Annotated in this window: 22 protein-coding genes; 3 read left to right on the top strand and 19 right to left on the bottom strand. The window is 62.0% G+C overall.

Features of this window, described 5'->3' with window-relative positions:
- Positions 1-2: 2 nt before the first annotated feature.
- The 7 genes from ACIQH5_RS18505 to ACIQH5_RS18535 all read right to left on the bottom strand — a co-directional run bounded on the left by ACIQH5_RS18505 (position 3) and on the right by ACIQH5_RS18535 (position 4,833).
- Positions 3-914 (bottom strand): SseB family protein, encoded by a 912-nt coding sequence (locus ACIQH5_RS18505; RefSeq protein WP_400406219.1) that lies wholly within the window; start codon positions 912-914, stop codon positions 3-5.
- Positions 914-1,657, bottom strand: a complete 744-nt coding sequence (gene priA / locus ACIQH5_RS18510; RefSeq protein WP_400406222.1) for a bifunctional 1-(5-phosphoribosyl)-5-((5-phosphoribosylamino)methylideneamino)imidazole-4-carboxamide isomerase/phosphoribosylanthranilate isomerase PriA — start codon at positions 1,655-1,657, stop codon at positions 914-916. The genes ACIQH5_RS18505 and priA overlap by 1 nt, the downstream gene beginning before the upstream one ends.
- A gap of 47 nt (positions 1,658-1,704) precedes the next feature.
- A complete protein-coding gene (locus ACIQH5_RS18515) occupies positions 1,705-1,848 on the bottom strand; it encodes a hypothetical protein (RefSeq protein WP_400406370.1) in 144 nt (47 codons plus the stop codon).
- 15 nt (positions 1,849-1,863) lie between these two features.
- Positions 1,864-2,607 (bottom strand): imidazole glycerol phosphate synthase subunit HisH, encoded by a 744-nt coding sequence (gene hisH, locus ACIQH5_RS18520; protein WP_062067668.1) that lies wholly within the window; start codon positions 2,605-2,607, stop codon positions 1,864-1,866.
- The gene (gene hisB / locus ACIQH5_RS18525) at positions 2,604-3,230 is read right to left on the bottom strand and encodes an imidazoleglycerol-phosphate dehydratase HisB (RefSeq protein ID WP_400406226.1); all 627 of its coding nucleotides are present in this window, start codon (positions 3,228-3,230) and stop codon (positions 2,604-2,606) included. Before hisB ends, hisH begins: the two co-directional genes overlap by 4 nt.
- Positions 3,231-3,276: 46 nt before the next feature.
- Entirely contained in the window at positions 3,277-4,395 is a 1,119-nt protein-coding gene (locus tag ACIQH5_RS18530; RefSeq protein WP_400406229.1) for a histidinol-phosphate transaminase, read from the bottom strand.
- Positions 4,396-4,473: 78 nt separating this feature from the next.
- Complete coding sequence (locus tag ACIQH5_RS18535) at positions 4,474-4,833, bottom strand: LysM peptidoglycan-binding domain-containing protein (protein ID WP_024820374.1); 360 nt, start codon at positions 4,831-4,833, stop codon at positions 4,474-4,476.
- Between the two features lie 347 nt (positions 4,834-5,180).
- Here ACIQH5_RS18535 and lexA point away from each other — a divergent pair, with 347 nt between their 5' ends.
- Positions 5,181-5,924 carry a transcriptional repressor LexA gene (gene lexA / locus ACIQH5_RS18540; RefSeq protein ID WP_400406233.1) on the top strand — a complete coding sequence of 248 codons (744 nt, stop codon included), beginning with the start codon at positions 5,181-5,183 and terminating at the stop codon, positions 5,922-5,924.
- A 70-nt stretch (positions 5,925-5,994) separates the two neighbouring features.
- Here lexA and ACIQH5_RS18545 read toward each other — a convergent pair whose 3' ends face one another.
- Both ACIQH5_RS18545 and hflX read right to left on the bottom strand, forming a co-directional pair.
- Positions 5,995-8,055 (bottom strand): ATP-dependent DNA helicase, encoded by a 2,061-nt coding sequence (locus ACIQH5_RS18545; RefSeq protein ID WP_400406236.1) that lies wholly within the window; start codon positions 8,053-8,055, stop codon positions 5,995-5,997.
- Positions 8,048-9,610 (bottom strand): GTPase HflX, encoded by a 1,563-nt coding sequence (gene hflX / locus ACIQH5_RS18550; RefSeq protein ID WP_400406239.1) that lies wholly within the window; start codon positions 9,608-9,610, stop codon positions 8,048-8,050. The genes ACIQH5_RS18545 and hflX overlap by 8 nt, the downstream gene beginning before the upstream one ends.
- Positions 9,611-10,129: 519 nt before the next feature.
- Here hflX and ACIQH5_RS18555 point away from each other — a divergent pair.
- Positions 10,130-10,744 carry a class I SAM-dependent methyltransferase gene (locus tag ACIQH5_RS18555; protein WP_400406242.1) on the top strand — a complete coding sequence of 205 codons (615 nt, stop codon included), beginning with the start codon at positions 10,130-10,132 and terminating at the stop codon, positions 10,742-10,744.
- Here ACIQH5_RS18555 and dapF read toward each other — a convergent pair.
- From dapF to ACIQH5_RS18585, 6 genes are all read right to left on the bottom strand, one after another.
- Complete coding sequence (gene dapF / locus ACIQH5_RS18560) at positions 10,725-11,693, bottom strand: diaminopimelate epimerase (RefSeq protein ID WP_400406245.1); 969 nt, start codon at positions 11,691-11,693, stop codon at positions 10,725-10,727. The genes ACIQH5_RS18555 and dapF overlap by 20 nt on opposite strands.
- Positions 11,694-11,739: 46 nt before the next feature.
- The gene (miaA, locus tag ACIQH5_RS18565; protein ID WP_400406248.1) at positions 11,740-12,666 is read right to left on the bottom strand and encodes a tRNA (adenosine(37)-N6)-dimethylallyltransferase MiaA; all 927 of its coding nucleotides are present in this window, start codon (positions 12,664-12,666) and stop codon (positions 11,740-11,742) included.
- Positions 12,667-12,683: 17 nt separating this feature from the next.
- Positions 12,684-14,231, bottom strand: coding sequence for a tRNA (N6-isopentenyl adenosine(37)-C2)-methylthiotransferase MiaB (miaB, locus tag ACIQH5_RS18570; protein ID WP_400406251.1), 1,548 nt, complete (start codon positions 14,229-14,231; stop codon positions 12,684-12,686).
- Positions 14,231-14,773, bottom strand: coding sequence for a regulatory protein RecX (locus tag ACIQH5_RS18575; RefSeq protein WP_400406254.1), 543 nt, complete (start codon positions 14,771-14,773; stop codon positions 14,231-14,233). Before ACIQH5_RS18575 ends, miaB begins: the two co-directional genes overlap by 1 nt.
- Positions 14,763-15,806, bottom strand: coding sequence for a recombinase RecA (gene recA, locus ACIQH5_RS18580; protein WP_062067643.1), 1,044 nt, complete (start codon positions 15,804-15,806; stop codon positions 14,763-14,765). Before recA ends, ACIQH5_RS18575 begins: the two co-directional genes overlap by 11 nt.
- Positions 15,807-16,065: 259 nt before the next feature.
- Positions 16,066-16,263 (bottom strand): DUF3046 domain-containing protein, encoded by a 198-nt coding sequence (locus ACIQH5_RS18585; protein ID WP_400406257.1) that lies wholly within the window; start codon positions 16,261-16,263, stop codon positions 16,066-16,068.
- Positions 16,264-16,331: 68 nt separating this feature from the next.
- Here ACIQH5_RS18585 and ACIQH5_RS18590 point away from each other — a divergent pair, with 68 nt between their 5' ends.
- Positions 16,332-16,871, top strand: a complete 540-nt coding sequence (locus ACIQH5_RS18590; protein ID WP_400406260.1) for a MarR family winged helix-turn-helix transcriptional regulator — start codon at positions 16,332-16,334, stop codon at positions 16,869-16,871.
- Between the two features lie 93 nt (positions 16,872-16,964).
- On the opposite strand, the gene ACIQH5_RS18595 is transcribed toward ACIQH5_RS18590, so the two are convergent.
- From ACIQH5_RS18595 to ACIQH5_RS18610, 4 genes are all read right to left on the bottom strand, one after another.
- The gene (locus tag ACIQH5_RS18595; protein WP_024820363.1) at positions 16,965-17,399 is read right to left on the bottom strand and encodes a helix-turn-helix domain-containing protein; all 435 of its coding nucleotides are present in this window, start codon (positions 17,397-17,399) and stop codon (positions 16,965-16,967) included.
- Positions 17,400-17,536: 137 nt separating this feature from the next.
- The gene (locus tag ACIQH5_RS18600; protein WP_400406263.1) at positions 17,537-18,049 is read right to left on the bottom strand and encodes a CinA family protein; all 513 of its coding nucleotides are present in this window, start codon (positions 18,047-18,049) and stop codon (positions 17,537-17,539) included.
- The gene (gene pgsA / locus ACIQH5_RS18605; RefSeq protein WP_400406266.1) at positions 18,046-18,648 is read right to left on the bottom strand and encodes a CDP-diacylglycerol--glycerol-3-phosphate 3-phosphatidyltransferase; all 603 of its coding nucleotides are present in this window, start codon (positions 18,646-18,648) and stop codon (positions 18,046-18,048) included. The genes ACIQH5_RS18600 and pgsA overlap by 4 nt, the downstream gene beginning before the upstream one ends.
- 23 nt (positions 18,649-18,671) lie before the next feature.
- A complete protein-coding gene (locus tag ACIQH5_RS18610; RefSeq protein ID WP_400406269.1) occupies positions 18,672-21,539 on the bottom strand; it encodes a DNA translocase FtsK in 2,868 nt (955 codons plus the stop codon).
- Positions 21,540-21,579: the final 40 nt, after the last annotated feature.

The raw sequence follows: 21,579 nt of genomic DNA on the forward strand, positions 1-21,579 counted from the left end.
CATTAATGCCGCGCGGGCTCCTGTGCGGCGCGCTGCAGTTTTACTTCCATGGAATCAACGCCTTCGGCAAAGGAATCCATCCGCGCCCAAGCCTCGTTCAGTTGAGCAACGAGGGTCTGCACAGCCACGGCGTCGAGTCCATCTTCGAGGAAGAGCACCACACGCAGTTCCGGCCCTGCACCGCCCCCGGAAACTTGGCGGCCGTCAGCCGTCAGCGACGCAACGCCACCACCGTGCTGCGTCTCAAGGCGACGGACCGTCCGAAATGCCGAGACCGTTGAAGCGAGAGCTGCCTCCAGTTGATCATCAAGGTATGACGGCGTCCAGTTCTTCTGTTGGGCGAGGGCCCACATGGCAGGGCGCCGCACCACGAACGCGAAGTCCGAGCCAGGGTCCATGACCAGCAGCTGCGCGCCCTCCGATACCGCGGAGAGGGCTGCGCGCGCGGCATAAACAGCCACAGGACGCGCCTGCGCATGCCATGCCTCAAGGGCGGCAGCGGAGGTAAAGACCGGCATGGCCGTGCGACCGTCAGGAGCCTTGAGTGTGACCAATGCCATATCGGCTTGTTTGTCAGCGTGCAGGCCATCGACGCCTTCGGCTTCCTCAGCCAGCTGGGCAACGACGGGAACGAACACCCGTGCCGTAGCCAGGGAGGCGACAACGTCAGCCTCACTGCCTGTCCCCTTGATCAACGCCGCAACGGCAGCAACATAGCCAGGATCCGCAGAGCCGTCGTCGTCTTCGAAGTTATGGATCTTCGCGTCATCACCGCTGAGGCTCCTACCGGACCACGGCTGGCCGGCGGAGTCAGTGCCTCCCCCTGCACCGGCCAATGCGGCCGCGATATGGCCGGGAAGCTCACGCCGGGCGTGGCCATGATCCTCGGGCTGATGACCTCCGTTGTGGTGCATCAGCGGCGGCCGGCAACGTCCAGTGCTTCGGGCAGCGTAAAGGCACCGGCGTAGAGAGCCTTGCCAACGATCGCGCCTTCAACGCCCAGCGGTACCAATTCGCGGAGAACACGGAGGTCTTCCAGGCTGGAGATACCGCCGGAGGCGACCACCGGCTTGCCGGTCTTCTCCACCATCTGGCGGAGGAGTTCCACGTTCGGGCCCTGAAGCGTTCCGTCCTTGGTGACGTCGGTGACGACGTAGCGGGCACAACCCGCATCCTCAAGGCGTGCCAGAACCTCCCAGAGGTCGCCGCCCTCTTTGGTCCAACCGCGTCCAGCAAGCGTTGTGCCGCGGACATCAAGGCCGACGGCGATCTTGTCACCGAAGCGCTCAATTGCACGCCGGGTCCACTCGGGATTCTCCAACGCTGCCGTGCCAAGGTTCACGCGGGCAACACCCAATTCCAGCGCACGCTCAAGAGACTCGTCATCCCGCAGTCCGCCGGAGAGCTCCACCTTGACGTTGAGCTGCGAGACCACCTCGCTGATGAGCGCGGCGTTGTCCCCCCGGCCAAATGCGGCGTCGAGGTCCACCATGTGAACCCATTCGGCGCCAGCGTTCTGCCAGTTCAATGCTGCTTCCAGAGGTGTCCCGTAGCTGGTTTCCGAGCCGGCTTCTCCTTGCAGGAGGCGGACCGCCTGGCCGTCAACAATGTCAACGGCAGGCAGGAGTTCCAGAACGGACTGGGCGGAGGAGGTCATGTGTGTCCTTGGGGTTCGAAAGTGACGCGGTTCGCAGAACGGCTGGTTCAGTTACCCAGCGTCAAGAGATAAGCGGCCAGCAGGGACATCCCGGCCAGCACATAGAAAGAAATGGAGACCCACCGGGGCTTCTTCTGTTGGTGGAAGGAGATACCCCCACCCACCAGCAGGCCGGCCAGGCCCATCAGCATTACCGACCACCACATCTAGGCGGCACCGCTTCCGGATGCTTCCGCAGCGGGCTTACGGAGACTGTCCACCCAGTTACGCAAAAGCCGCGCTCCGGCATCGCCTGACTTCTCCGGGTGGAACTGCGTAGCGCAGAGGGGGCCGTTCTCCACTGCGGCAATGAAGCGTGCGCCGTGCTCGGACCACGTCACCATGGGAGGGGCCATGCGGGGCTGAACGACGTCGAAGTTCCACTCTTGAACCCCGTAGGAGTGCACAAAGTAGAAGCGTTCCTGTTCCACCCCGGCAAAGAGCTTGGAGCCTTCCGGGACGTCCACGGTGTTCCAGCCCATGTGCGGAACCACGGGGGCGGGAAGGAGCTCAACCTTGCCGGGCCACTCGGCCATACCCTCGGATTCGGTGCCATGCTCAACGCCGGCCTCAAAGAGAACCTGCAAGCCCACGCAGATGGCCAGCACAGGACGACCACCGGCAACCCTGCGTCCGATCATACGGATGGCATCAACAGACTTAAGTTCCTTCATCACGGTCTCGTAAGCACCGACTCCGGGCACCACCAGACCATCAGCATTCAGGACGTCTTCGGGCTTGGAACTAAGCACCACGTGGGCGCCGGCACGTTCAAGGGCGCGAACAGCGGACCTGACGTTGCCCGAACCATAGTCCAGCACAGTGACTGTGGGCTTGCCTTCAGGCGACTCCGGCTTGACGGACGCTATGGCGTCAGCCACAGCCCCGTTATTCAGAATCTGGCCGCTCATAGTGCGCCTTTAGTGGAGGGAATGCCCTCCACACGGGGATCAGACTCAACAGCTGCACGCAATGCGCGCGCAAAGGCCTTGAACTGGGCCTCAACGATGTGGTGGGGGTCGCGGCCGGCCAGCACGTTCATGTGGAGGCAGATTCCGGCGTGCAGCGTAATGGCTTCAAAGACGTGGCGCGTCAACGATCCCGTGAAGTGTCCGCCGATCAGGTGGTATTCCTGTCCGGCCGGCTCGCCACCGTGTACCAGGTAGGGACGTCCGGAGACATCCACGACGGCGTGCGCCAAGGCTTCGTCCAAAGGAACCGTTGCTTCACCGAAGCGACGAATGCCGGCTTTGTTGCCCAGGGCCGTGCGCAGGACCTCGCCAAACGTGATGGCAACGTCTTCCACGGTGTGGTGCGCGTCAATGTGGGTGTCGCCAGTGGCCTTGACGGTCATGTCAATCAGGGAGTGCTTGCACAGGGCCGTCAGCATGTGGTCATAGAACGGAACCGAGGTGCTGATATCCGAGATACCTGAACCGTCCAGGTTAATCTCCACCAGAACCGACGATTCACTGGTGGTGCGCTCCATGCGCGCGGTGCGGGCAGCGGTCGGCGTAGCGCCGGTTTCGCTCATTGGGACGTCCTTATACACGAAGGGTGGGTTGGGTCTAGGAACAAGTTTAGGCGCGGTGTGGCGCGGCGCCGTCCAGCAGGGCTTCCAAAGCTTCCAGGAAGGCAGTGGTTTCCGGCTCGGTTCCTGCAGTGACACGCAAGTGCCCGGGGATACCGACATCACGAATCAGCACACCGGCGTCGAGCAGGCCCTGCCAAATCGCGTGCGGCTCCTCCAGCCCGCCGAAGAATACGTAGTTGGAGTCTGAAGCGGCAGGCTTCAGGCCCATGCGGAGCAGTTCAGTCACAATCCGGTCGCGTTGGACCTTGATGTCTTCGACGTCGGCCATGAGGGCTTCGCGGTGGTTCAGCGCCGCAAGGGCGGTTGCCTGAGTAACAGCAGACAGGTGGTACGGAAGGCGAACCAAACGGATGGCGTCGGTGACTTCAGGAGCCGCCGCCATGTACCCGAGCCTGGCACCGGCAAGAGCGAAGGCCTTGCTCATGGTGCGCGAGACAATCAGCCGCTCACGGCCGGGCAACAGGGTCAGGGCGCTTGGAGTATTGTCGTGCGCAAACTCGTGATAAGCCTCGTCCACGATCACTATGGCCTGGCTGGCTTCGCCGGCCTCGTACACAGCCTCGACGACGTCCAATCCCAAGCCCGTACCTGTGGGGTTGTTGGGCGAGCACAGGAAAACAATGTTGGCGCCCGTTTCCCGGACCTGAGCAGCGGCCGATTCGGCGTCCAGCCCGTAGTCGTCCGCGCGGACTCCGCGGACATACTCGGTGTCAGTGCCACTGGCGAGCAGTGGGTACATGGAGTACGTGGGAGGGAAACCCAGGGCTTTGCGGCCTGGTCCACCAAAAGCCTGGAGGATCTGCTGCAGAACTTCGTTGGAGCCGTTGGCGGCCCAGATGTTATCCGGAGAAAGCCCGTGGCCCAGGTACTCGGCAAGGGCTTGACGGAGTTCAGTGAACTCTCGATCCGGGTAGCGGTTCAGACCCGTGGCTGCGGCGGCCACCGCCTCCGTAATAGCGGCCTGGACATCGGCAGGGACACCATGAGTGTTCTCGTTGACGTTGAGCAGGATGGGGACATCAAGCTGCGGTGCGCCGTAAGGGCTCAATCCACGCAGGTTGGTCCTAAGGGGAAGTCGGTCAAGTCGCTCAAGCTGGTCACTCACCAACCCAGTTTAAGGGGCGGCCGGGACTGGCGACTAACTGTGACGCCCGACCATCGGCTTTCGCGGATGCTGAACGGATCAGTTTGCAGGGACGAACAGCTGCTGGCCGGGCAGAATGCGGCCGCCCCGGAGGTCGTTCAGCTGGATGATCTCGGCGATGACATCACGGGGGTCCCGCTCCGGAGCAGCTGCACCGGCGATGCCCCACAGTGACTGGCCCGGCTGCACCGTGACCGTGACCGCAACAGGCGGACGCAGTTGGGACTGCGAGTCCGCGGCCTTTGCCGGGGAGTTGATGAAACCGGCGAGACTCAGCAACGCCGCCACCAACAGCATGGCCGGGATGCCGAAGAAGACGATCCGTCCCCGCCGGGTGAGACGCAGGCGGGCAGGCGCCTGAGTAGTACGAAAATCAGCGAACGTAGTGACTGCGGACATGAGCTGAGCCCTTCTGAGCTATTGCCAGGCTCCGGAGTACCGGTGCTCGGCTGCCAATTCTTGGTGTTCCCGTCCCCTGACCCCCGATGTTCGAACGCTTTGTTCGAACATCGGACTTCAGCATCAGGTTTATAGAACACATATTCGAACCTTGCTATGACATTTTTAGCACTTATCAACGAACGGTGTCGAGACTCGCTAGAACAAATGTTTGATAAACGCCTGTGCCTGCCCTACGTTTGAGGGAAGAAACAGCACTGTTTCAGTGGAACAGGAGGGTCTGACATTTTTTGCAGACCCGACAACCCCGGGCACTCATCCGGGCGGAATGAAAGGCATTGGCGAACATGGCAGCGAAAGCCACAGGCGGCGGGGCACCCCTGCGGAGCCAACAGCCTCAAAAGAGTCCCAAAAGCCTGACTGTCCGGCAGAAAAAGATCCTGGAGACCATCCAGCGATCGGTCAATGACAACGGCTACCCGCCCAGCATGCGTGAAATCGGCGACACCGTGGGTCTAGCCAGTTTGTCCAGCGTCACGCATCAGTTGTCCCAACTGGAGAAGCTTGGGTACCTCCGCAGGGATCCCAAGCGTCCACGCGCCATGGAAGTACTGATGCCCTTGACCCTTGATGGCGGATCCATTCCCGGCGTGGAAGCTCCTACCACCCTTCGAAGCGCGGGCGGTCTTGCCGTTACCGAACTCGCCAGCGCCAGTGATACCGCCATGGTCCCGTTGGTGGGCCGCATCGCGGCCGGTGGCCCCATCCTGGCTGACCAGACGGTTGAAGACGTACTTGCACTCCCCCGCCAACTTGTGGGACATGGCGAACTGTTCATGCTGAAGGTGGCCGGCGATTCCATGATTGATGCCGCTATCTGTGATGGCGACTGGGTAGTGGTCCGGCGCCAGAACGATGCCATCAACGGCGACATCGTTGCCGCCTTGTTGGATGACGAAGCAACGGTGAAGACCTTCCGCCAGCGGGATGGCCACACGTGGCTGCTCCCACAAAATACCCAGTACGAGCCCATCCTCGGAGATCAGGCCACCATCATGGGCAAGGTCGTTTCCGTACTGCGTTCCCTCTAGGCGCCCTACGGGGCTTCGCCTCAGAACTTTCCCCGCAGGGTTTCCCTGCGGGGCTTCACTGCTGCCCTTCCTAGGGGGCCTTGGCTGACCCCAGACGCTCCAGGACACCACGCACCACTGTCCGGTCCGTCGTAGCCCAGAACGGCGGCAGGGCAGCACGCAGGAAGCCCCCATAGCGCTCTGTTGACAGCCGGGAGTCCAGTACGGCCACAACCCCTTTGTCTCCTGTAGAGCGGATCAGCCGGCCTGCGCCTTGAGCCAATCGAATGGCAGCGTGGGTGGCTGACACGGCCATGAACCCGTTACCGCCCGATTGGGCCACTGCCCGGGAACGGGCGGTCATCAGGGGATCATCAGGACGTGGGAAGGGTATGCGGTCAATGACCACCAGACGGCAGGAACCACCCGGTACGTCGACACCTTGCCATAGTGACATCGTTCCGAAGAGGCACGTGTCAGGTTCGTCCGCGAATTGCTTCACCAAGGCCGCCATGGTGGATTCGCCTTGGCAGAGGATATCCACGTCCAGCCGGAGCCGCATGGCATCGGCGGCTTCTTCGGCTGCACGCCGTGAAGAGAACAGGCAGAGCGCTCCGCCCCCGGAGGCGCGGATGAGGTCTTCCAACTCGTCCAGCGCCTCAGGCGAGGTACCACGGCCTGGCTTGGGCAGGTGTTTTGCGACGTATAAGACCCCTTGTTTGGGGTAATCAAAGGGCGATCCGACATCGATCCCGGTCCAGCTCGGTGCGCCTTCGCCAATCAGGCCCAGACCACCCGCGGCTGGCTCAAAGGCCGAGCCGATGGCCAGCGTGGCGGAGGTCAGCACTACGGTGTGTCCGGCAAAGAGTCCCTCACGAAGCCGCCCTGCAACACTGAGCGGGGCGATGTTAATCAGGGCCGGAGCCGTCTCGTCCGGTGGCGAGTAACCCTGCTGGGGGTCGAACGTGCTGTTCCGCGAGAACCAGACCACTTCGCGGTTCTCCTTGGCGGCCAGCATCCGCTCGCACAGTTCCAGGATGAGCATGAGCCGTGAACGGGCGAGCTGGCGTCCGCCGTCCACGGCGTTGGAGGAATCGGTCTTCGAATCCGAGAGCGCCGCGCGTGTGGCGTCCCGCAATTGGTCCAGACAATCGAGCTGTTCGTCGTTGAGTCCGTTGGGCAACAAACCGTTGGGTACTCCGGCTATTGCCATGTCCAAGCTGTCCGCAGCGGCGTTGAGGGCGTCCACGGGGATGGCCGTGTGCTTGCGGGCACTGGATGCTGCCGCGTGGACCATGGCAACTGACAACTGCCCTGAAACGGCACCGGTGACCCGATCCTGAAGCTCGTGCGCCTCATCAACCACCACCACGTCATACTCGGGCAATACAGCCAGGCCTTCGAAGGCACTAACAGCCAGCATGGCATGGTTGGTGACCACGACGTCGGCCTCGCCGGCCCTTGAGCGGGCCAGCTCGCTGAAGCACTCTTCCGCCACGGGGCACTTCTGGGCACCCAGGCACTCCATGGACGTCACGGATACTTGCCGCCAGGCTCTGTCCGTCACGCCAGGCATGAGTTCGTCGCGGTCTCCGGTGGTGGTCTTCTCCGCCCATTCCCGGAGACGGACCACTTCCTTACCCAGCTGCGATTGTGGTCCGCCCATGGACGCGGCGAAGTGAGGGACGCTGGTGTCCTCCCCCAAGGAGAACAGCTGTCCTTCGGAGGGCTCCTCACTGGGGAACCCGCCTTCGAGTTTCTGCAGGCACACGTAATTGGCCCGGCCTTTGACCAGCGCCACATTAACGGGCCGCTCAAGGGCAGGGTTGATGGTCTCCAGCAGGCGGGGAAGGTCCCTGCCCACAATCTGGGTCTGGAGTGCCAAGGTGGCGGTGGACACCAGGGTCGGTTTGTTGCTGTCCATGGAATGAGCGATCAAGGGAATCAGGTACGCCAGAGACTTACCCGTTCCGGTTCCCGCTTGAACCAGCAGATGTTCCCCGGTCTCGATGGCCCGGGTGACATGCTTGGCCATCTCGTGCTGGCCGGCACGGCTTTGTCCGCCCATGCCGGCAACAGCCCGGTCCAACAACTCGAGGGTGGCTTTCTCCCCCTCCGACTTGACGGCGTCCGCCGCCACCTTCTCAACCATTACTGACGAATGACTCCAGCTCGGCGGCCAGGCCTTCGCGCACCATGACAACTACACGGGTCCCGTTCTCCTCATGCTCAAGGCTGAGGATTTCCGAGTCGGAGTTGTGCAACTTGTTGATCATTTCTCCGCGCTCGTAGGGAATGAGCAGTTCAAGGCGCACCCCAGGCCGGGGAATGGACCGGCTGATGTCTTCGAGCAGTTCCGCGATGCCCTGCCCCGTACGGGTGGACACCACAGCATGGCGGGGTTCTTTCTGCTTAAGACGCTCCACCACAAAGGGATCAGCTACATCAACTTTGTTGAGGACGATGATCTCGGGAACCTTGCGGGCATCCACTTCGGTGAAAACTGACCTGACTGCTGCAATCTGGCCCTCAGGATCGGGGTGCGATGCATCCACGACGTGAAGGATCAGGTCCGCATCCGCAACTTCTTCCAACGTCGACCGGAAGGCCTCAATCAATTGGGTCGGCAACGAGCGAACGAAGCCGACAGTGTCTGCGAGGGTGTACCCGATGCCGTCCGGCGTTTGTGCCTTACGGACCGTGGGATCAAGGGTGGCGAACAGGGCGTTCTCCACCAGGACACCGGCGTCGGTGAGGCGGTTCAGGAGGGAGGACTTGCCGGCGTTCGTGTACCCGGCGATAGCTACTGAGGGAACAGCGTTACGACGGCGGTTGGCCCGCTTGGTCTCCCGTGCAGGCTTCATTGCGGCGATTTCGCGACGCAGCTTTGCCATACGGGTACGGATCCGCCGCCGATCAAGTTCGATCTTGGTTTCACCGGGACCACGGGAGCCCATACCAGCGCCTGCGCCACCCACCTGGCCACCAGCCTGGCGGGACATGGAGTCACCCCAACCACGAAGCCTCGGGAGCAGGTACTCGAGCTGCGCGAGCTCAACCTGTGCCTTACCTTCACGGCTCTTGGCATGCTGGGCAAAGATGTCAAGGATCAGTGTGGTGCGGTCAACTACCTTGACCTTCACGATGTCCTCAAGTCCACGTCGCTGAGAGGGCGCGAGCTCGGTATCAACCACCACGGTGTCTGCGCCCGTGGCGGCGACGATGTCCTTGAGCTCCTGGGCCTTGCCGGAACCAAGGAACGTCCCGGGGTCCGGCTTCTGACGCCGCTGAACCAGGCCGTCGAGCACCTCGGATCCAGCCGTCTCGGCAAGTGCGGCGAGCTCACGGAGGGAGTTCTCCGCATCAGCCAGGGTCCCCTCGGTCCACAAGCCCGCCAGCACAACGCGCTCAAGGCGCAGCTGCCTGTATTCGACCTCTGTGACGTCCTCAAGCTCCGTGGACAGTCCCGCGGTACGCCGAAGGGCGCGGCGTTCAGCCAGGTCTTCCTGGTCGCCGTCGTAAATGCTGTGTTCCTGGTCCAGCGTGGAAATCGCCTGCGCCTTGCCGAACACACCATTGGCGTCGTTGTCGTCGGATGCCTGCGCAGGTACATCCTTGGAAAGAATCCGGTCGATGACGGCCTGGATTTGTTCAGGACTCATGTCCTGGGCGTCGGAATCGGATCCGGAGTGCTTCTGGGTGGTCATGGTCTCCTTAGACTGTTCGGCAATTCCAGAATAGTGCTGTTTGCTGCTCGATGGGGCGCTATTCGCGCTGGGCTGACGGGCATCGGCCAAAAGGGCCTCCTATGGGCTGAACGGCAACCTCTCGTCAGGGAGGCGGCTGCTGTAAACGATGGCGTGTTGGACTCCGCGGGAGGGTCCTTGGGCCAAGGTGAGGATGCTGTTCCGGTGACAACGCAGGGGCCACGTACACCATGGCGGTTCACTGCGAAGGAGCGGTTCGGGATCTTCAGAGTGTCCAGCTCCTCGGAGAGGAACTACGGACCTAGCCTTGGGGACCTGCCGGGCGGAAGGGCGGGGACGGGCAATATGCCAAACCGGGCCTGCGTCGCGGGCGGTGCCATTAAACGCCTGATGACTCAGGCATTTCGGCTGATTACTCAAAGATCAAGAACATGGGCTCAACTTTAGCAGCCGCTGTCAAGCAAGGAGGGGAAGGAGGCGGTTTCCCTTGCTGACGATAGCCAACTAATCTGGCAAATTATGGAGTCTGCACATTATTTCACCGCCCAACCGGCCGGACCGTTCACCCGCAAGCCACTGACAGTGGAACTTGCTGGAGCAACGCGCCGGCTGCAGACCTCGTCGGGTATCTTCAGCCCCGACGGCGTGGACAAAGGTACCGCGGTTCTCTTCGCCGAAGTTCCCCCGCCATCACCGAAGGGGCACTTGCTGGACATCGGCTGCGGATGGGGTCCGATTGCCCTCACTTTGGGCTTGATGGCACCCCATGCCCATGTTCATGCCGTTGACGTCAATGACCGATGCATCACGTTGACCAACGAGAACGCTGCGGCGCTCGGCCTGACCAACGTCACCGCCAGCCTCCCGCACGAGGTGGATCCCGCCGTCGAGTTCGACACCATCTGGTCCAACCCGCCCATCCGCATCGGCAAGGACGAACTTCACACGCTGCTGCTGACGTGGCTGCCCCGGCTGGCGGCAGGTGGCAGTGCCTGGTTGGTAGTTCAGAAGAACCTGGGCTCGGACTCGCTCCAACGGTGGCTCGCTACCGAGCTGGACAGTACTTACACGGTCTCCCGCGAAAGTACCTCCAAAACGTTCAGGATCATCCGGGTCAGGAAAGCGTCCCTGTAGCCACGATGACTGCGGGACCACTGAGTTCCACATGCTCGCGTCCGCCTGCACCGGGGATGAACTTCACGGCCACGACGCCGCCCGGTACGTTGACGTGCCAGTCGTTGGGAGCCGAGTCACCGGCCCAGTGACGAATGGCGACGGCGGCGGCGCACGCGCCGGTGCCACAGGACTGTGTCTCCCCCACACCGCGCTCGTGAACGCGCATGGTGATGGTTCCGACGCCGTCCGCCACCAATGGCTCAGCGGGAACCACGAACTCGACGTTGGTTCCGTTGACGGGCTTGGGATCCACCACGGGGACTTTGAAAAGCTGCGTGGCAGCGAGCTCGCTGAGTTCGGCGAGTGCAACCACCGTGTGAGGATTGCCCATGCTGACGGAGAGACCGGGCCTGGCCACTTCCAAGCCGTCCGCGCTGACCAGCGCATCCATGGCCTTGCTCTTGGCCTCGTCCGGGAAGATGAACTCCCACGGCCCCATATCCACGGCGTAGCCGTTGGCTGTCCGCACCACCTTCTTGACTCCACCGCGAGTGCCGATGGCAAGTGTCTGCCCGGGGCCCAAGTCCACCAAACCCTCGGCAATGAGGAAATGGACGAAGACACGCACTCCGTTGCCACACATTTCCGAGAGTGAACCGTCACCGTTGCGGTAGTCCATGAACCACTCAGCCCCGGGATCCTGTTCCAGCGCAACGCGGCCTTCGGGGAGAAAACGGGATGGCACCGCCCGAATGAGTCCGTCGCCACCGATGCCCACATGGCGGTCGCACAACTGTGCCACGTGCTCGGCGGTTATTTCATGGGCGTCACCGGGATCAGCAATCAGGACAAAGTCGTTGCCCGTTCCGTGGCCCTTCGAGAACGCCAGACCGGCAAGGCTGGAAAGTGTTACCGGAGCATCCGCAGTTGCGGGCTGCCGGGCGGGAACTGCGGCGGTTTCATCCATGGACCTAGGCTACCCGCCACGCGTCTTCGGCCAGAAATTGCGTGGGTTACTTTCCGGCCGCCAGTGCTGCTTCGACCGCCTTAGCCACGAGCGCCGGATCCTGCCAATCGAGCCAGGTGATCCGAGGGTCTGCCCTGAACCACGTCAGCTGGCGCCTCGCGAACTGCCGGGTAGCCACGATGGTTTCCTCGGCGGCAGCATCGACGGTCATCCCGCCGTCCAGGACTTTCAGGAACTGGGCGTAACCCAAAGCGCGCGAAGCCGTCTTGCCCCTTCGCAAGCCACTGGCGTCGAGCCGTCGAACTTCCTCTTGGAGTCCTTCCTCCACCATGCGGTGCACCCTCAGTGCCAGACGTTGCCTCAGTTGCTCGCGATCCACCTCCAGCCCGATCTGTAGGGCGGGCTGGAAATACTGGCGCTGTGGCATGAACGAGCTAAAGGGACGGCCGGTGAGACCGTGCACCTCCAGCGCCCGGATCACGCGCCGGGCGTCGCCAAGGCGAGCCGCGGACACAGGATCCACTTCCTCAAGCCGGGCACGCAACGGCGCAAGCCCTTGCGCTTCGAGCTCTTCTTCCAGGCGCTTTCGGAGTTCGGGATCTGTGCCAGGGAACTCCAGGACGTCCAGGGCGGCGCGCACATACAAGCCGGAGCCGCCCACAAGGATGGCACGCTTTCCCCGCGAGTGAATATCACTAATGGCGGAGCGGCATGCACGTTGGAAGTCCGCCACGCTGGCTTCCTGGGTGACCTCCATGATGTCCAGCAAATGGTGCGGAACACCCCTGCGCTCATCCATGCTGATCTTGGCGGTTCCAATGTCCATGCCACGGTAGAACTGCAAGGCATCGGCATTGATGACTTCACCGTTCAAGGCCAACGCCAGGTTGACCCCCAGATCCGACTTACCTGAACCCGTGGGACCGACAACTGCAATGACAGGCTGCGAAAGTTCCTGGCTGGAGAACGACATACGATCCTGTGGTCCGCCTACGCGCGCCGAACAGGCAGCGACGGCATGCCCAACGACACACCCGTCTTGCCTGACGCCGCTCCTGCTGCAGGGACTCCGCAGGAATCAGCCTGTGAACGATCCCAGGCGTCGCCTGCACGGGAGCGGCGCAGAAGGTAATCCTCCGGACGTGCCGGATCGGCGACGAGGTGGAATGCAGCGGCCTCTGTAATGGTCACTGTGACGAAGTCACCAGGCCGCGGAGTCCCGGCACCCGCTGGCACTGAGAAGTGCACCAGCCTTTGGTCCTTGGATCGACCTGACAGCCTATGTGTCTCGCCTGCTTTACGACCTGACTGTGCCGTGACCAAGACCTCCACTTGGCGGCCCAACTGCTTGGCGTTCTCCTCAGCAGCTACACGGTCCTGCAACGCCGTGAGGCGCTCGTAGCGCTCTTGCACCACAGCCTTGGGAAGTTGCTCCGGAAGGTCAGCAGCGGGCGTGCCTGGCCGCTTTGAATACTGGAATGTGAAGGCGGAGGCAAACCGCGATTTCTCCACCACATCCAGGGTTGCCTGGAAATCCTCCTCGGTTTCGCCCGGGAAGCCAACGATGATGTCCGTGGTGATGGCGGCGTGGGGGATGCGTTCACGCACCTTGTCCAGGATGCCCAGGAACTTGCTGGAACGGTAGGAACGGCGCATGTCCTTCAGCACCTTGTCCGAGCCGGATTGCAGCGGCATGTGCAGTTGAGGCATGGCGTTATGTGTCTCAGCCATGGCATCGATGACATCGTCGGTGAATGCTGCGGGATGTGGGCTGGTGAAACGAACGCGTTCCAATCCTTCGATTTCACCGCAGGCACGCAGGAGTTTGGAGAATGCCTGGCGGTCTCCGAATTCCACGCCGTACGAATTCACGTTCTGGCCGAGCAGCGTGACTTCAACAGCGCCGTCATCAACGAGTGCCTGGATCTCGGCCAGAATTTCCCCTGGGCGCCGATCTTTCTCCTTGCCGCGAAGAGACGGCACAATGCAGAAGGTGCAGGTGTTATTGCACCCTACGGAGATGGAAACCCACCCTGCATAAACGGAGTCACGTTTGGTGGGCAGCGTTGACGGAAAGACGTCCAAAGATTCGAGAATCTCCAGTTGTGCCTCATTGTTGTGCCGTGCACGCTTGAGCAATGCCGGCAACGCCCCCACGTTGTGGGTTCCAAACACGGCGTCAACCCACGGCGCCTTCTTCACGATGGTTTCGCGGTCCTTCTGGGCCAGGCAACCGCCAACAGCAATCTGCATGGAGGGGTTCGCCTCTTTGACCTGCCGCAGCTGGCCGAGGTTCCCGTAGAGCTTATTGTCTGCGTTCTCACGGACAGCACAGGTGTTAAAGACCACTACATCCGCTACCTCGCCGTCAGCGGGCACGTAACCGGCTTCTTCTAGAAGTCCCGCCATGCGCTCTGAATCATGGACGTTCATCTGGCAGCCGAAAGTCCGGACCTGATAGGTCCTGGGCTCTGTACCAGTACTGGGCTCCACGAAAGGAGAGATGGCAGCTGATGGGGAAGGAATGGTCAAACTCACTACTCAAGGGTACCGGCTTCAGCCAGCACCTCACCGACGATTCTGAACGCCATGGAGGGGGCGTAGCCTTTGCGGGCAAGCATGGAGGCCAGCCGGCGGGTGTACTTGTCCCGCTCTGCCCGGTCGTTGAGATCCATGCTGGGCCTCAGCTTGCGCTGAACCAGCTCCCGAGCAGCCAATTCCTCATCTTGGTCGCTGAGCTGCGAGAGTGCATCTTCAGCCGCATCCAGCTCAATGCCTTTGTCTGCCAGCTCGCGACGGATGGCGCCCTTTGCAAGCTTTTTGCTTTGCGAGCGGCTTCGGACCCACATTCTGGCAAACTCGGCATCATCGATCAGCTGAACTTCTTCGAAGCGATCCAAGACTGCTTCAGCCACGTGCTCGGGAACATTCCGCTCCGCGAGCTTCCGAGACAACTGCAGCCGGCTCCGCGGCGCCATCGTCAACTGCCTCAAGACGATGGCACGCGCCACGGATTCGGGATCAGGTTCTGGATCAGCCGCTACGGAAGAATCCGGATCCGGCCCTCGTCTAGCCGTCAACGGCCTTCAGCTTCGGGGAGTCTTCCTCAACTTTGGCAACGCCCACGCCGAGCTTTTCCTTGATCAGGCGCTCCAGTTCCTGGGCGAGCTCGGGGTTGTCGCGCAGGAAGCGACGCGAGTTCTCCATGCCCTGGCCCAGTTGATCGCCATCGTAGGTGAACCACGAACCCGATTTCTTGATGATGCCGTGTTCCACACCCATGTCAATGATGCCGCCCTCGCGGGAGATCCCCTGACCGTAGATGATGTCGAACTCGGCGATCTTGAAGGGCGGAGCCATCTTGTTCTTGACGATCTTTGCCTTGGTGCGGTTACCTACGGAGTCCGCGCCTTCCTTCAAGGTCTGAATACGGCGAACGTCGATGCGCACTGACGCATAGAACTTCAGCGCCTTACCACCCGTAGTGGTTTCCGGGGATCCAAAGAACACGCCGATCTTCTCACGCAACTGGTTGATGAAGATGGCGGTGGTCTTGGTCTGGCTCAAGCGACCGGTGATCTTACGCAGTGCCTGGCTCATGAGCCTGGCCTGGAGGCCAACGTGGGAGTCGCCCATTTCGCCTTCGATTTCAGCGCGGGGTACCAGGGCTGCCACGGAGTCGATGACCACGATGTCCAGCGAGCCGGAGCCCACCAGCATGTCCATGATTTCGAGGGCTTGCTCGCCGGTGTCCGGCTGGGAGACCAGGAGTGCGTCCGTGTCCACGCCAAGCTTGGCGGCGTAGTCCGGATCAAGTGCGTGTTCGGCGTCGATGAAGGCCGCGATGCCGCCTGCGCGCTGTGCATTGGCTACGGCGTGAAGCGCCACGGTGGTTTTACCCGAGGATTCCGGACCGTAGATTTCCACGACGCGGCCACGGGGCAGGCCACCAATGCCAAGGGCGACATCCAGTGCAATGGAGCCGGTGGGAATGACCTCAATCGGTGCCCGGGTGTCATCACCCAGGCGCATGATAGAGCCTTTACCGAACTGCTTGTCGATCTGGGCAAGCGCTGCTTCGAGCGCCTTCTCACGATCCGGGGCTGCCGCCATGGTTCACACCTCTGATGCTTTCTCGCTGTGGAGTGGCCTGAAAGGCCGCTTTCCTGTCATGTCAGACGCTATTACGGCGCCCTGACATTTTTACAAGCCAACCCCTGCTATGTGGATAAACAGGACTGTCGGCATGCCCCGGACGCGTCGTTCAGGATCAATTTTCCTCTTTCAGGAGCATATCCCCATCCGAACAGATATTCGAATAACGGGCACGGTGTGTCTTTCGGGGCCCTTTGCCCCAGAGAGACACATGTGGTCAGTTTGAGGCCGGCTTGATGTCCCTGCCCAGCCTGCGCTCGGGAGGAACATCCTGAACCTCGCACACAGCCAACCACACTTCTCGGGGTTGAAAACCGGAAGCCAAGGCCTCCACAGCGGTCCGCCCGCCCACACCGGCGAGTACCAGCGTGTTGGCCAGGACCCGGGAGTAGCCTGCCCCGAATTCGTCGTCCATTAATCGCCAAAAGTCACTTGCCCTCACCGATAGAGTCTCTCATGGCGCCGGACTCTAGAATGGTTGCCATGAGCAATCCTCTCCAGAGCACGCCCAGTCCGGCTGTGCCAGGCGACGCCGTGGACGACGCCCTCCAGCAGGTGGAACACCAGCTGAGCCTGCTCTGGCGCCGCGCCCGTTCGATCTCCCACCAACTGTCACGCCAGGTCCATCCGGACATGGAACCTGCCGCCTACGGGCTCCTTACCGTCATCCGCAGGGAAGGGCCCATCCGACTCACGGACCTTGCCACCTGCATTGGGGTGGGCAAGCCGTCCGTGAGCCGTCAGATCGCCTTCCTGGAGAGCATCGGCCTTGTCTACAAGGAGGCGGACCCGCAGGACGGCCGGGCCCAATCCATCCGGTTGACGGACAAGGGCGAAGAGAAGATGCACCAGGTCCAGGACGCACGGAGGCAGGTATTCCGTGAACGACTCGGCGAATGGCCGCTGGAGGACGTCCAAACGCTGGCTGACTACATGGGCCGCCTCAACGCCATTTACGGTGATGGCGTTCTCAACGTTAGGGAACCAGGACTTGACGTCGAGGAGAAAACCGAGGCCGTTTGAGCAGCACCCGCCCCAAACCGAGATTCCGCGCATTCCACGAAAAAGGTCCCCAGCCTCAGGCTGGGGACCTTTTCCATGATTCAAGCGGAACGGTTACCGGGCTCCGGAGAGCATTCCTTGCGGGAAGTCGTCCGTGAGGTCCAGATCGCGACCATAACGCTGTGAGAATTCCTGCGGAACGGTGTCCGGAACTGCAACACCTTCTGCGACGGCCACGCGATCGCTGACTTCGCGAAGCATGTGGGACAGCGGAACATCCAGGGCTGTGCAGATAGAAGACAGGAGCTCGGAAGAAGCCTCCTTTTGGCCGCGTTCAACTTCACTCAGGTAACCGAGTGAAACGCGGGCGCTGTGCGAAACCTCGCGGAGGGTACGGCCCTGACGCTGGCGGACATCGCGCAGTACATCACCGATCTCGTGGCGTAGTACAACCATTTTGCGCTCCTTCTGTTCGCTCTGTGTCTGATCAGCCAAGCCCACATCCTTCCAGCGGACAACGCCGTTTACGGATACGGGCTGCTTTACCATCTGTATCGCCTTGCTCCCTCATTCGTCCGGTTCGCTGGCTGGCGGACCGGGTTGGTTTCTACATCCTAGGCGCCCCGGCTCTTCCGAAGCGACACAATGACACAACTATTGGCAATCAGTTTTTGTTCCCGACTACTTTACGAACGGTAACCAACGTCACTCAGAGCAGCAAGCAGACGCGCCAGCGCGGCCTCACAGGCTTGTTCCCTGATGGAATGCCTGTCCCCCGAAAAACTGTATTCAAACGAGCCGGTTCCGGATTTATCGGCAATTCCGATGAACACAGAGCCTACCGCTTTGCCGTCGTGCGGCTCGGGTCCCGCCACACCAGTGGTGGAAATCCCGAGGTCGGCCCCGCAGGCCCGCCGGGCGCCGTCGGCCATTGCCTCAGCCACGTGCCCGTCAACTGAGCCCACCGCTGCCAGCAGTTCCTGCGAAACACCCAGGACGCCGGCCTTCACCGAGTTCTGGTAGGCGACCACTCCGCCCTGCAGCATCCCGGAAGCCCCCGGCGTGTTGGCCAGCGTTGCGGCCACCATTCCGGCCGTGAGGGACTCAGCTGTGGCCACGGTGAGTTTGTTCCCGATAGCCATGGCGACCGCAGCCGTGGCTGTCTGCGCTGCGGCGGATTCGCCTTCACGTGGCGTCATGCACGCCGCCCTGCCGCACGCAGCTTCAGCGCCTGGACCACATATTCCACTCCGGTCCACAGAGTGATGGCGAGGGCCGCCATCATGACCCAGAATGCGAGGTCACCCAGCCAAGGAGCCATCGCCTTCAGCGGAAGCAGGTAGAGGAAGATGGCCACCGTTTGGACTACTGTCTTCAGCTTGCCGCCCCTGGAGGCCGGCATGACGCCGTATCTGATAACGACGAACCGAAGGGCGGTAATCCCCCACTCCCGCACGAGAATAAGGATGGTCACCCACCACGGCAACTCCCCCAGGATGGACAAGAGAACCAGCGCGGAACCGATCAGCAGCTTGTCGGCAATGGGATCGGCGATCTTGCCGAAGTTGGTGATCAGGCCGCGCGCCCTGGCGATGTCGCCGTCGAGCTTGTCCGTATAGATGGCAACAGCGAAGGCCGCGACAGCCGCCCAGCGCCAGATCCCGTACTCGCCGTCGTCGGCCACAAGGAACCAAACGAAGAACGGAACCAGGGCAATCCGGAGCATTGTGAGGATGTTGGGCAGGTTCCAGACGTCGGAGCTGCTGGAAGTCGCGTTATCACCCTCGGCTTTAGTCACCCCACAAGGCTACCCTCTTTGGGCTACCTTCCCGTGAGCGACCAAGCGTCTTCGCCGCCCTCTTCGTCATCATTCGGGCTGTCAGCGCCGTCGTAATATTCGATGGCCTGCGTCCGGTTGTCCAGGTCCGCCTGGACAAGGTCTTCGGCATAACCGCCGACGGCGATGTTGGAGTTCGCGTTGTCGCTCAAGGCCGCGGTGTGGGCGTCAGGCGCAGCGGGTGACTCCTGACCCTTCATCGCGGCCAGGACAGCAGCGAGGTCATCAGGCTTGACCAGGACATCGCGGGCCTTGGAACCCTCCGAGGGGCCCACGACTCCGCGGGATTCCAACAAGTCCATGAGACGGCCGGCCTTGGCAAATCCCACTCGCAACTTTCGCTGCAGCATGGAGGTTGAACCGAACTGTGTGGTCACCACCAGCTCCGTTGCCTGGAGCAGGACCTCGAGGTCGTCTCCGATGTCGTCGTCGATCTGCTTCTTGGGCGCCTCCGCAGCGACGTCGTCGCGGTAGACGGCCTGCAGCTGCCCCTTGACGTGCTCCACAACCTTGTGGATCTCGGATTCCGTGACCCAGGCACCCTGAACACGCATGGCCTTGGAAGCACCCATCGGAAGGAACAGCGCGTCGCCTTGTCCGATCAGCTTTTCAGCGCCCGGCTGGTCCAACACAACACGGGAGTCCGTGACGGACGACGTAGCAAACGCCATACGGGATGGAACGTTCGCTTTGATCAGGCCTGTGACAACGTCCACGGATGGACGCTGCGTTGCCAGCACCAAGTGGATACCGGCGGCACGTGCGAGCTGGGTGATGCGGACAATCGAGTCTTCGACGTCGCGTGGTGCGACCATCATGAGGTCGGCGAGCTCGTCCACGATCACCAGCAGGTACGGGTAGGGCTTGATGATGCGCTTGGAGTCCACCGGCGGCACAACCTTGCCGGCCCTGACCGCTTTGTTGAAGTCGTCAATGTGCTTGTAGCCGTAGTTGGCGAGGTCATCGTAGCGGGCGTCCATCTCACGAACCACCCATTGAAGGGCCTCGGCGGCCTTCTTGGGGTTGGTGATGATGGGCGTGATGAGGTGCGGAACGCCCTCGTAGGCCGTGAGTTCCACGCGCTTGGGATCCACCATGACCATCCGTACCTCATCCGGCGTGGCGCGCATGAGGATGGAGGTGATCATGGAGTTCACAAAGCTGGACTTACCAGCACCGGTGGCACCGGCAACGAGCAAGTGGGGCATCTTGGCGAGGTTGGCTACAACGTAGCCACCTTCGACGTCCTTGCCCACACCCATGACCATGGGGTGGTCCGTCCGGCGCGCATTCTGGCTCCGGAGAACATCGCCAAGCGACACGGTTTCGCGGTCCGTGTTGGGGATCTCGATGCCGATGGCTGATTTGCCGGGGATGGGGCTCAGGATCCGCACATCACTCGACGCCACGGCATAGGAGATGTTCTTGGACAGGGCCGTGACGCGCTCCACCTTGGTACCCGGTGACAGTTCGATCTCATAGCGCGTCACAGTAGGACCACGGCTGAAGCCCGTCACAGCGGCTTCCACGTTGAACTGAGTGAGGGTGTCCGTCAGGGCGGCAACGACGGCGTCATTCGCCTCCGTGCGCTCCTTCGGGATGGAGCCTGGCGTCAGGTAGTCCGACGCCGGCAAGGTGTAAGTAACGTCGCCTGCCAAAGACAGTTGCTCTGTGCGTTGCGGGATGGGCGTCTGCGGGAGCGGTGCTCCCGCAGGCTTCGCCGGGACCTGCGCAACGGGAGGTGCAGGTGCGGACATCTCCGGGGTAAGGATCGGGATGGCTTCTGTGGGGTTCTCGATTCCCGGGGTGGCGCCCAGGCCCTGGGCTGCCTTGATCTTCCCGACGGCGATTTCCGCCTGCGTCGGACGACGCACCCCCGGCGGAACCCGTGGTGCAGACTTATCTGGATTTTCGTCGTCGTCCACAATTGCGTGTTCGAAGGCCTCGTCCCCGACGTAGCCCTCCAAACTGGTGTCAGTTTCCTCGTCCTTGCCGAAGAAACGCATGCGTTTCTTCTTCTTGGGCTTGGTGGCGGCCTCGTTTTCGTAGAGGTAGCTGCGGTCATGGGCGTCCTTGCCGGACTCGTCCATGAGGTCCACGCCCATGAGGTGCTCGTAGGCGCCCAGGATGCGGGAGGGGATGGCACCAAAGGGCGTGGCTGTGACGATCAACAGGGAGACGAAAGCCAGCAATCCATAGAGAACAACCGGAACAGCCGCGTGGATTGCAGCCAAAGGAGCTGCCGCGAGGAAGCCCAGCATTCCGCCCGCCTTGCGCAAGCCATCGAAGCCGTCCGCGACCGTGGGCAGACCTCCGATGACGTGAGCCAAACCGGAGCCAGCCAGGGTCATGATCATGAAGCCGATGCCTACCCGGTTGTTGCCCCGGCCGTCCTGTGGCTTGCGGAAGAGCCGGAAAGCGCAGACGAACAGCATGAACGGCAGGACGAGGGACATCCAACCGAACGTGCCATTGACGACGCTGTAAACCATGTCCGGAAGCCAGCCGGTCAAACCCCACCAGGCAAAGGTGGCGATCCCGATGCCCAGCACCAAATTGAACAGGGCCGCACCATCCCGGCGGTCGGCGGGGTCGAGGTCGCTGACGTCGTAGCCGATTCGCCGGACACCGGCGCCCACTACATGTCCGATCCCCTGCCAGAAACCTGACAGCATGCGCAGCGGCAGCGGCGCTTGGGGTTCGACGGCGGCCGCTTGCTTGGTGCGGGCAGTGCTGCCCCTGCCGCTTTTGGCAGTGGCTGCGCTGTTTTTGGACGCGGCGGAGCCCCGGCCTGTGCCGCCGGATTTAGTGCTGGAGCTGCCTCGTGGCGTGGAGGTAGTACGGGTCGCCATAAGTGCCACGGTACCGCAAAGGGGCCCGAAATCCGCGGAT

The sequence above is a fragment of the Paenarthrobacter sp. NPDC091711 genome (genome assembly GCF_044756605.1).
In the GTDB taxonomy this organism is placed as follows: domain Bacteria; phylum Actinomycetota; class Actinomycetes; order Actinomycetales; family Micrococcaceae; genus Arthrobacter.

Bases quoted from the DNA above. Each gene is read 5' to 3' on its own strand.
- ACIQH5_RS18505 (WP_400406219.1), bottom strand. From the start codon at position 914: ATGCACCACAACGGAGGTCATCAGCCCGAGGATCATGGCCACGCCCGG.
- priA (WP_400406222.1), bottom strand. From the start codon at position 1,657: ATGACCTCCTCCGCCCAGTCCGTTCTGGAACTCCTGCCTGCCGTTGAC.
- ACIQH5_RS18515 (WP_400406370.1), bottom strand. From the start codon at position 1,848: ATGCTGATGGGCCTGGCCGGCCTGCTGGTGGGTGGGGGTATCTCCTTC.
- hisH (WP_062067668.1), bottom strand. From the start codon at position 2,607: ATGAGCGGCCAGATTCTGAATAACGGGGCTGTGGCTGACGCCATAGCG.
- hisB (WP_400406226.1), bottom strand. From the start codon at position 3,230: ATGAGCGAAACCGGCGCTACGCCGACCGCTGCCCGCACCGCGCGCATG.
- ACIQH5_RS18535 (WP_024820374.1), bottom strand. From the start codon at position 4,833: ATGTCCGCAGTCACTACGTTCGCTGATTTTCGTACTACTCAGGCGCCT.
- lexA (WP_400406233.1), top strand. From the start codon at position 5,181: ATGGCAGCGAAAGCCACAGGCGGCGGGGCACCCCTGCGGAGCCAACAG.
- ACIQH5_RS18545 (WP_400406236.1), bottom strand. From the start codon at position 8,055: ATGGTTGAGAAGGTGGCGGCGGACGCCGTCAAGTCGGAGGGGGAGAAA.
- hflX (WP_400406239.1), bottom strand. From the start codon at position 9,610: ATGACCACCCAGAAGCACTCCGGATCCGATTCCGACGCCCAGGACATG.
- ACIQH5_RS18555 (WP_400406242.1), top strand. From the start codon at position 10,130: ATGGAGTCTGCACATTATTTCACCGCCCAACCGGCCGGACCGTTCACC.
- dapF (WP_400406245.1), bottom strand. From the start codon at position 11,693: ATGGATGAAACCGCCGCAGTTCCCGCCCGGCAGCCCGCAACTGCGGAT.
- miaA (WP_400406248.1), bottom strand. From the start codon at position 12,666: ATGTCGTTCTCCAGCCAGGAACTTTCGCAGCCTGTCATTGCAGTTGTC.
- recA (WP_062067643.1), bottom strand. From the start codon at position 15,806: ATGGCGGCAGCCCCGGATCGTGAGAAGGCGCTCGAAGCAGCGCTTGCC.
- ACIQH5_RS18585 (WP_400406257.1), bottom strand. From the start codon at position 16,263: ATGGACGACGAATTCGGGGCAGGCTACTCCCGGGTCCTGGCCAACACG.
- ACIQH5_RS18590 (WP_400406260.1), top strand. From the start codon at position 16,332: ATGAGCAATCCTCTCCAGAGCACGCCCAGTCCGGCTGTGCCAGGCGAC.
- ACIQH5_RS18595 (WP_024820363.1), bottom strand. From the start codon at position 17,399: ATGGTAAAGCAGCCCGTATCCGTAAACGGCGTTGTCCGCTGGAAGGAT.
- ACIQH5_RS18600 (WP_400406263.1), bottom strand. From the start codon at position 18,049: ATGACGCCACGTGAAGGCGAATCCGCCGCAGCGCAGACAGCCACGGCT.
- ACIQH5_RS18610 (WP_400406269.1), bottom strand. From the start codon at position 21,539: ATGGCGACCCGTACTACCTCCACGCCACGAGGCAGCTCCAGCACTAAA.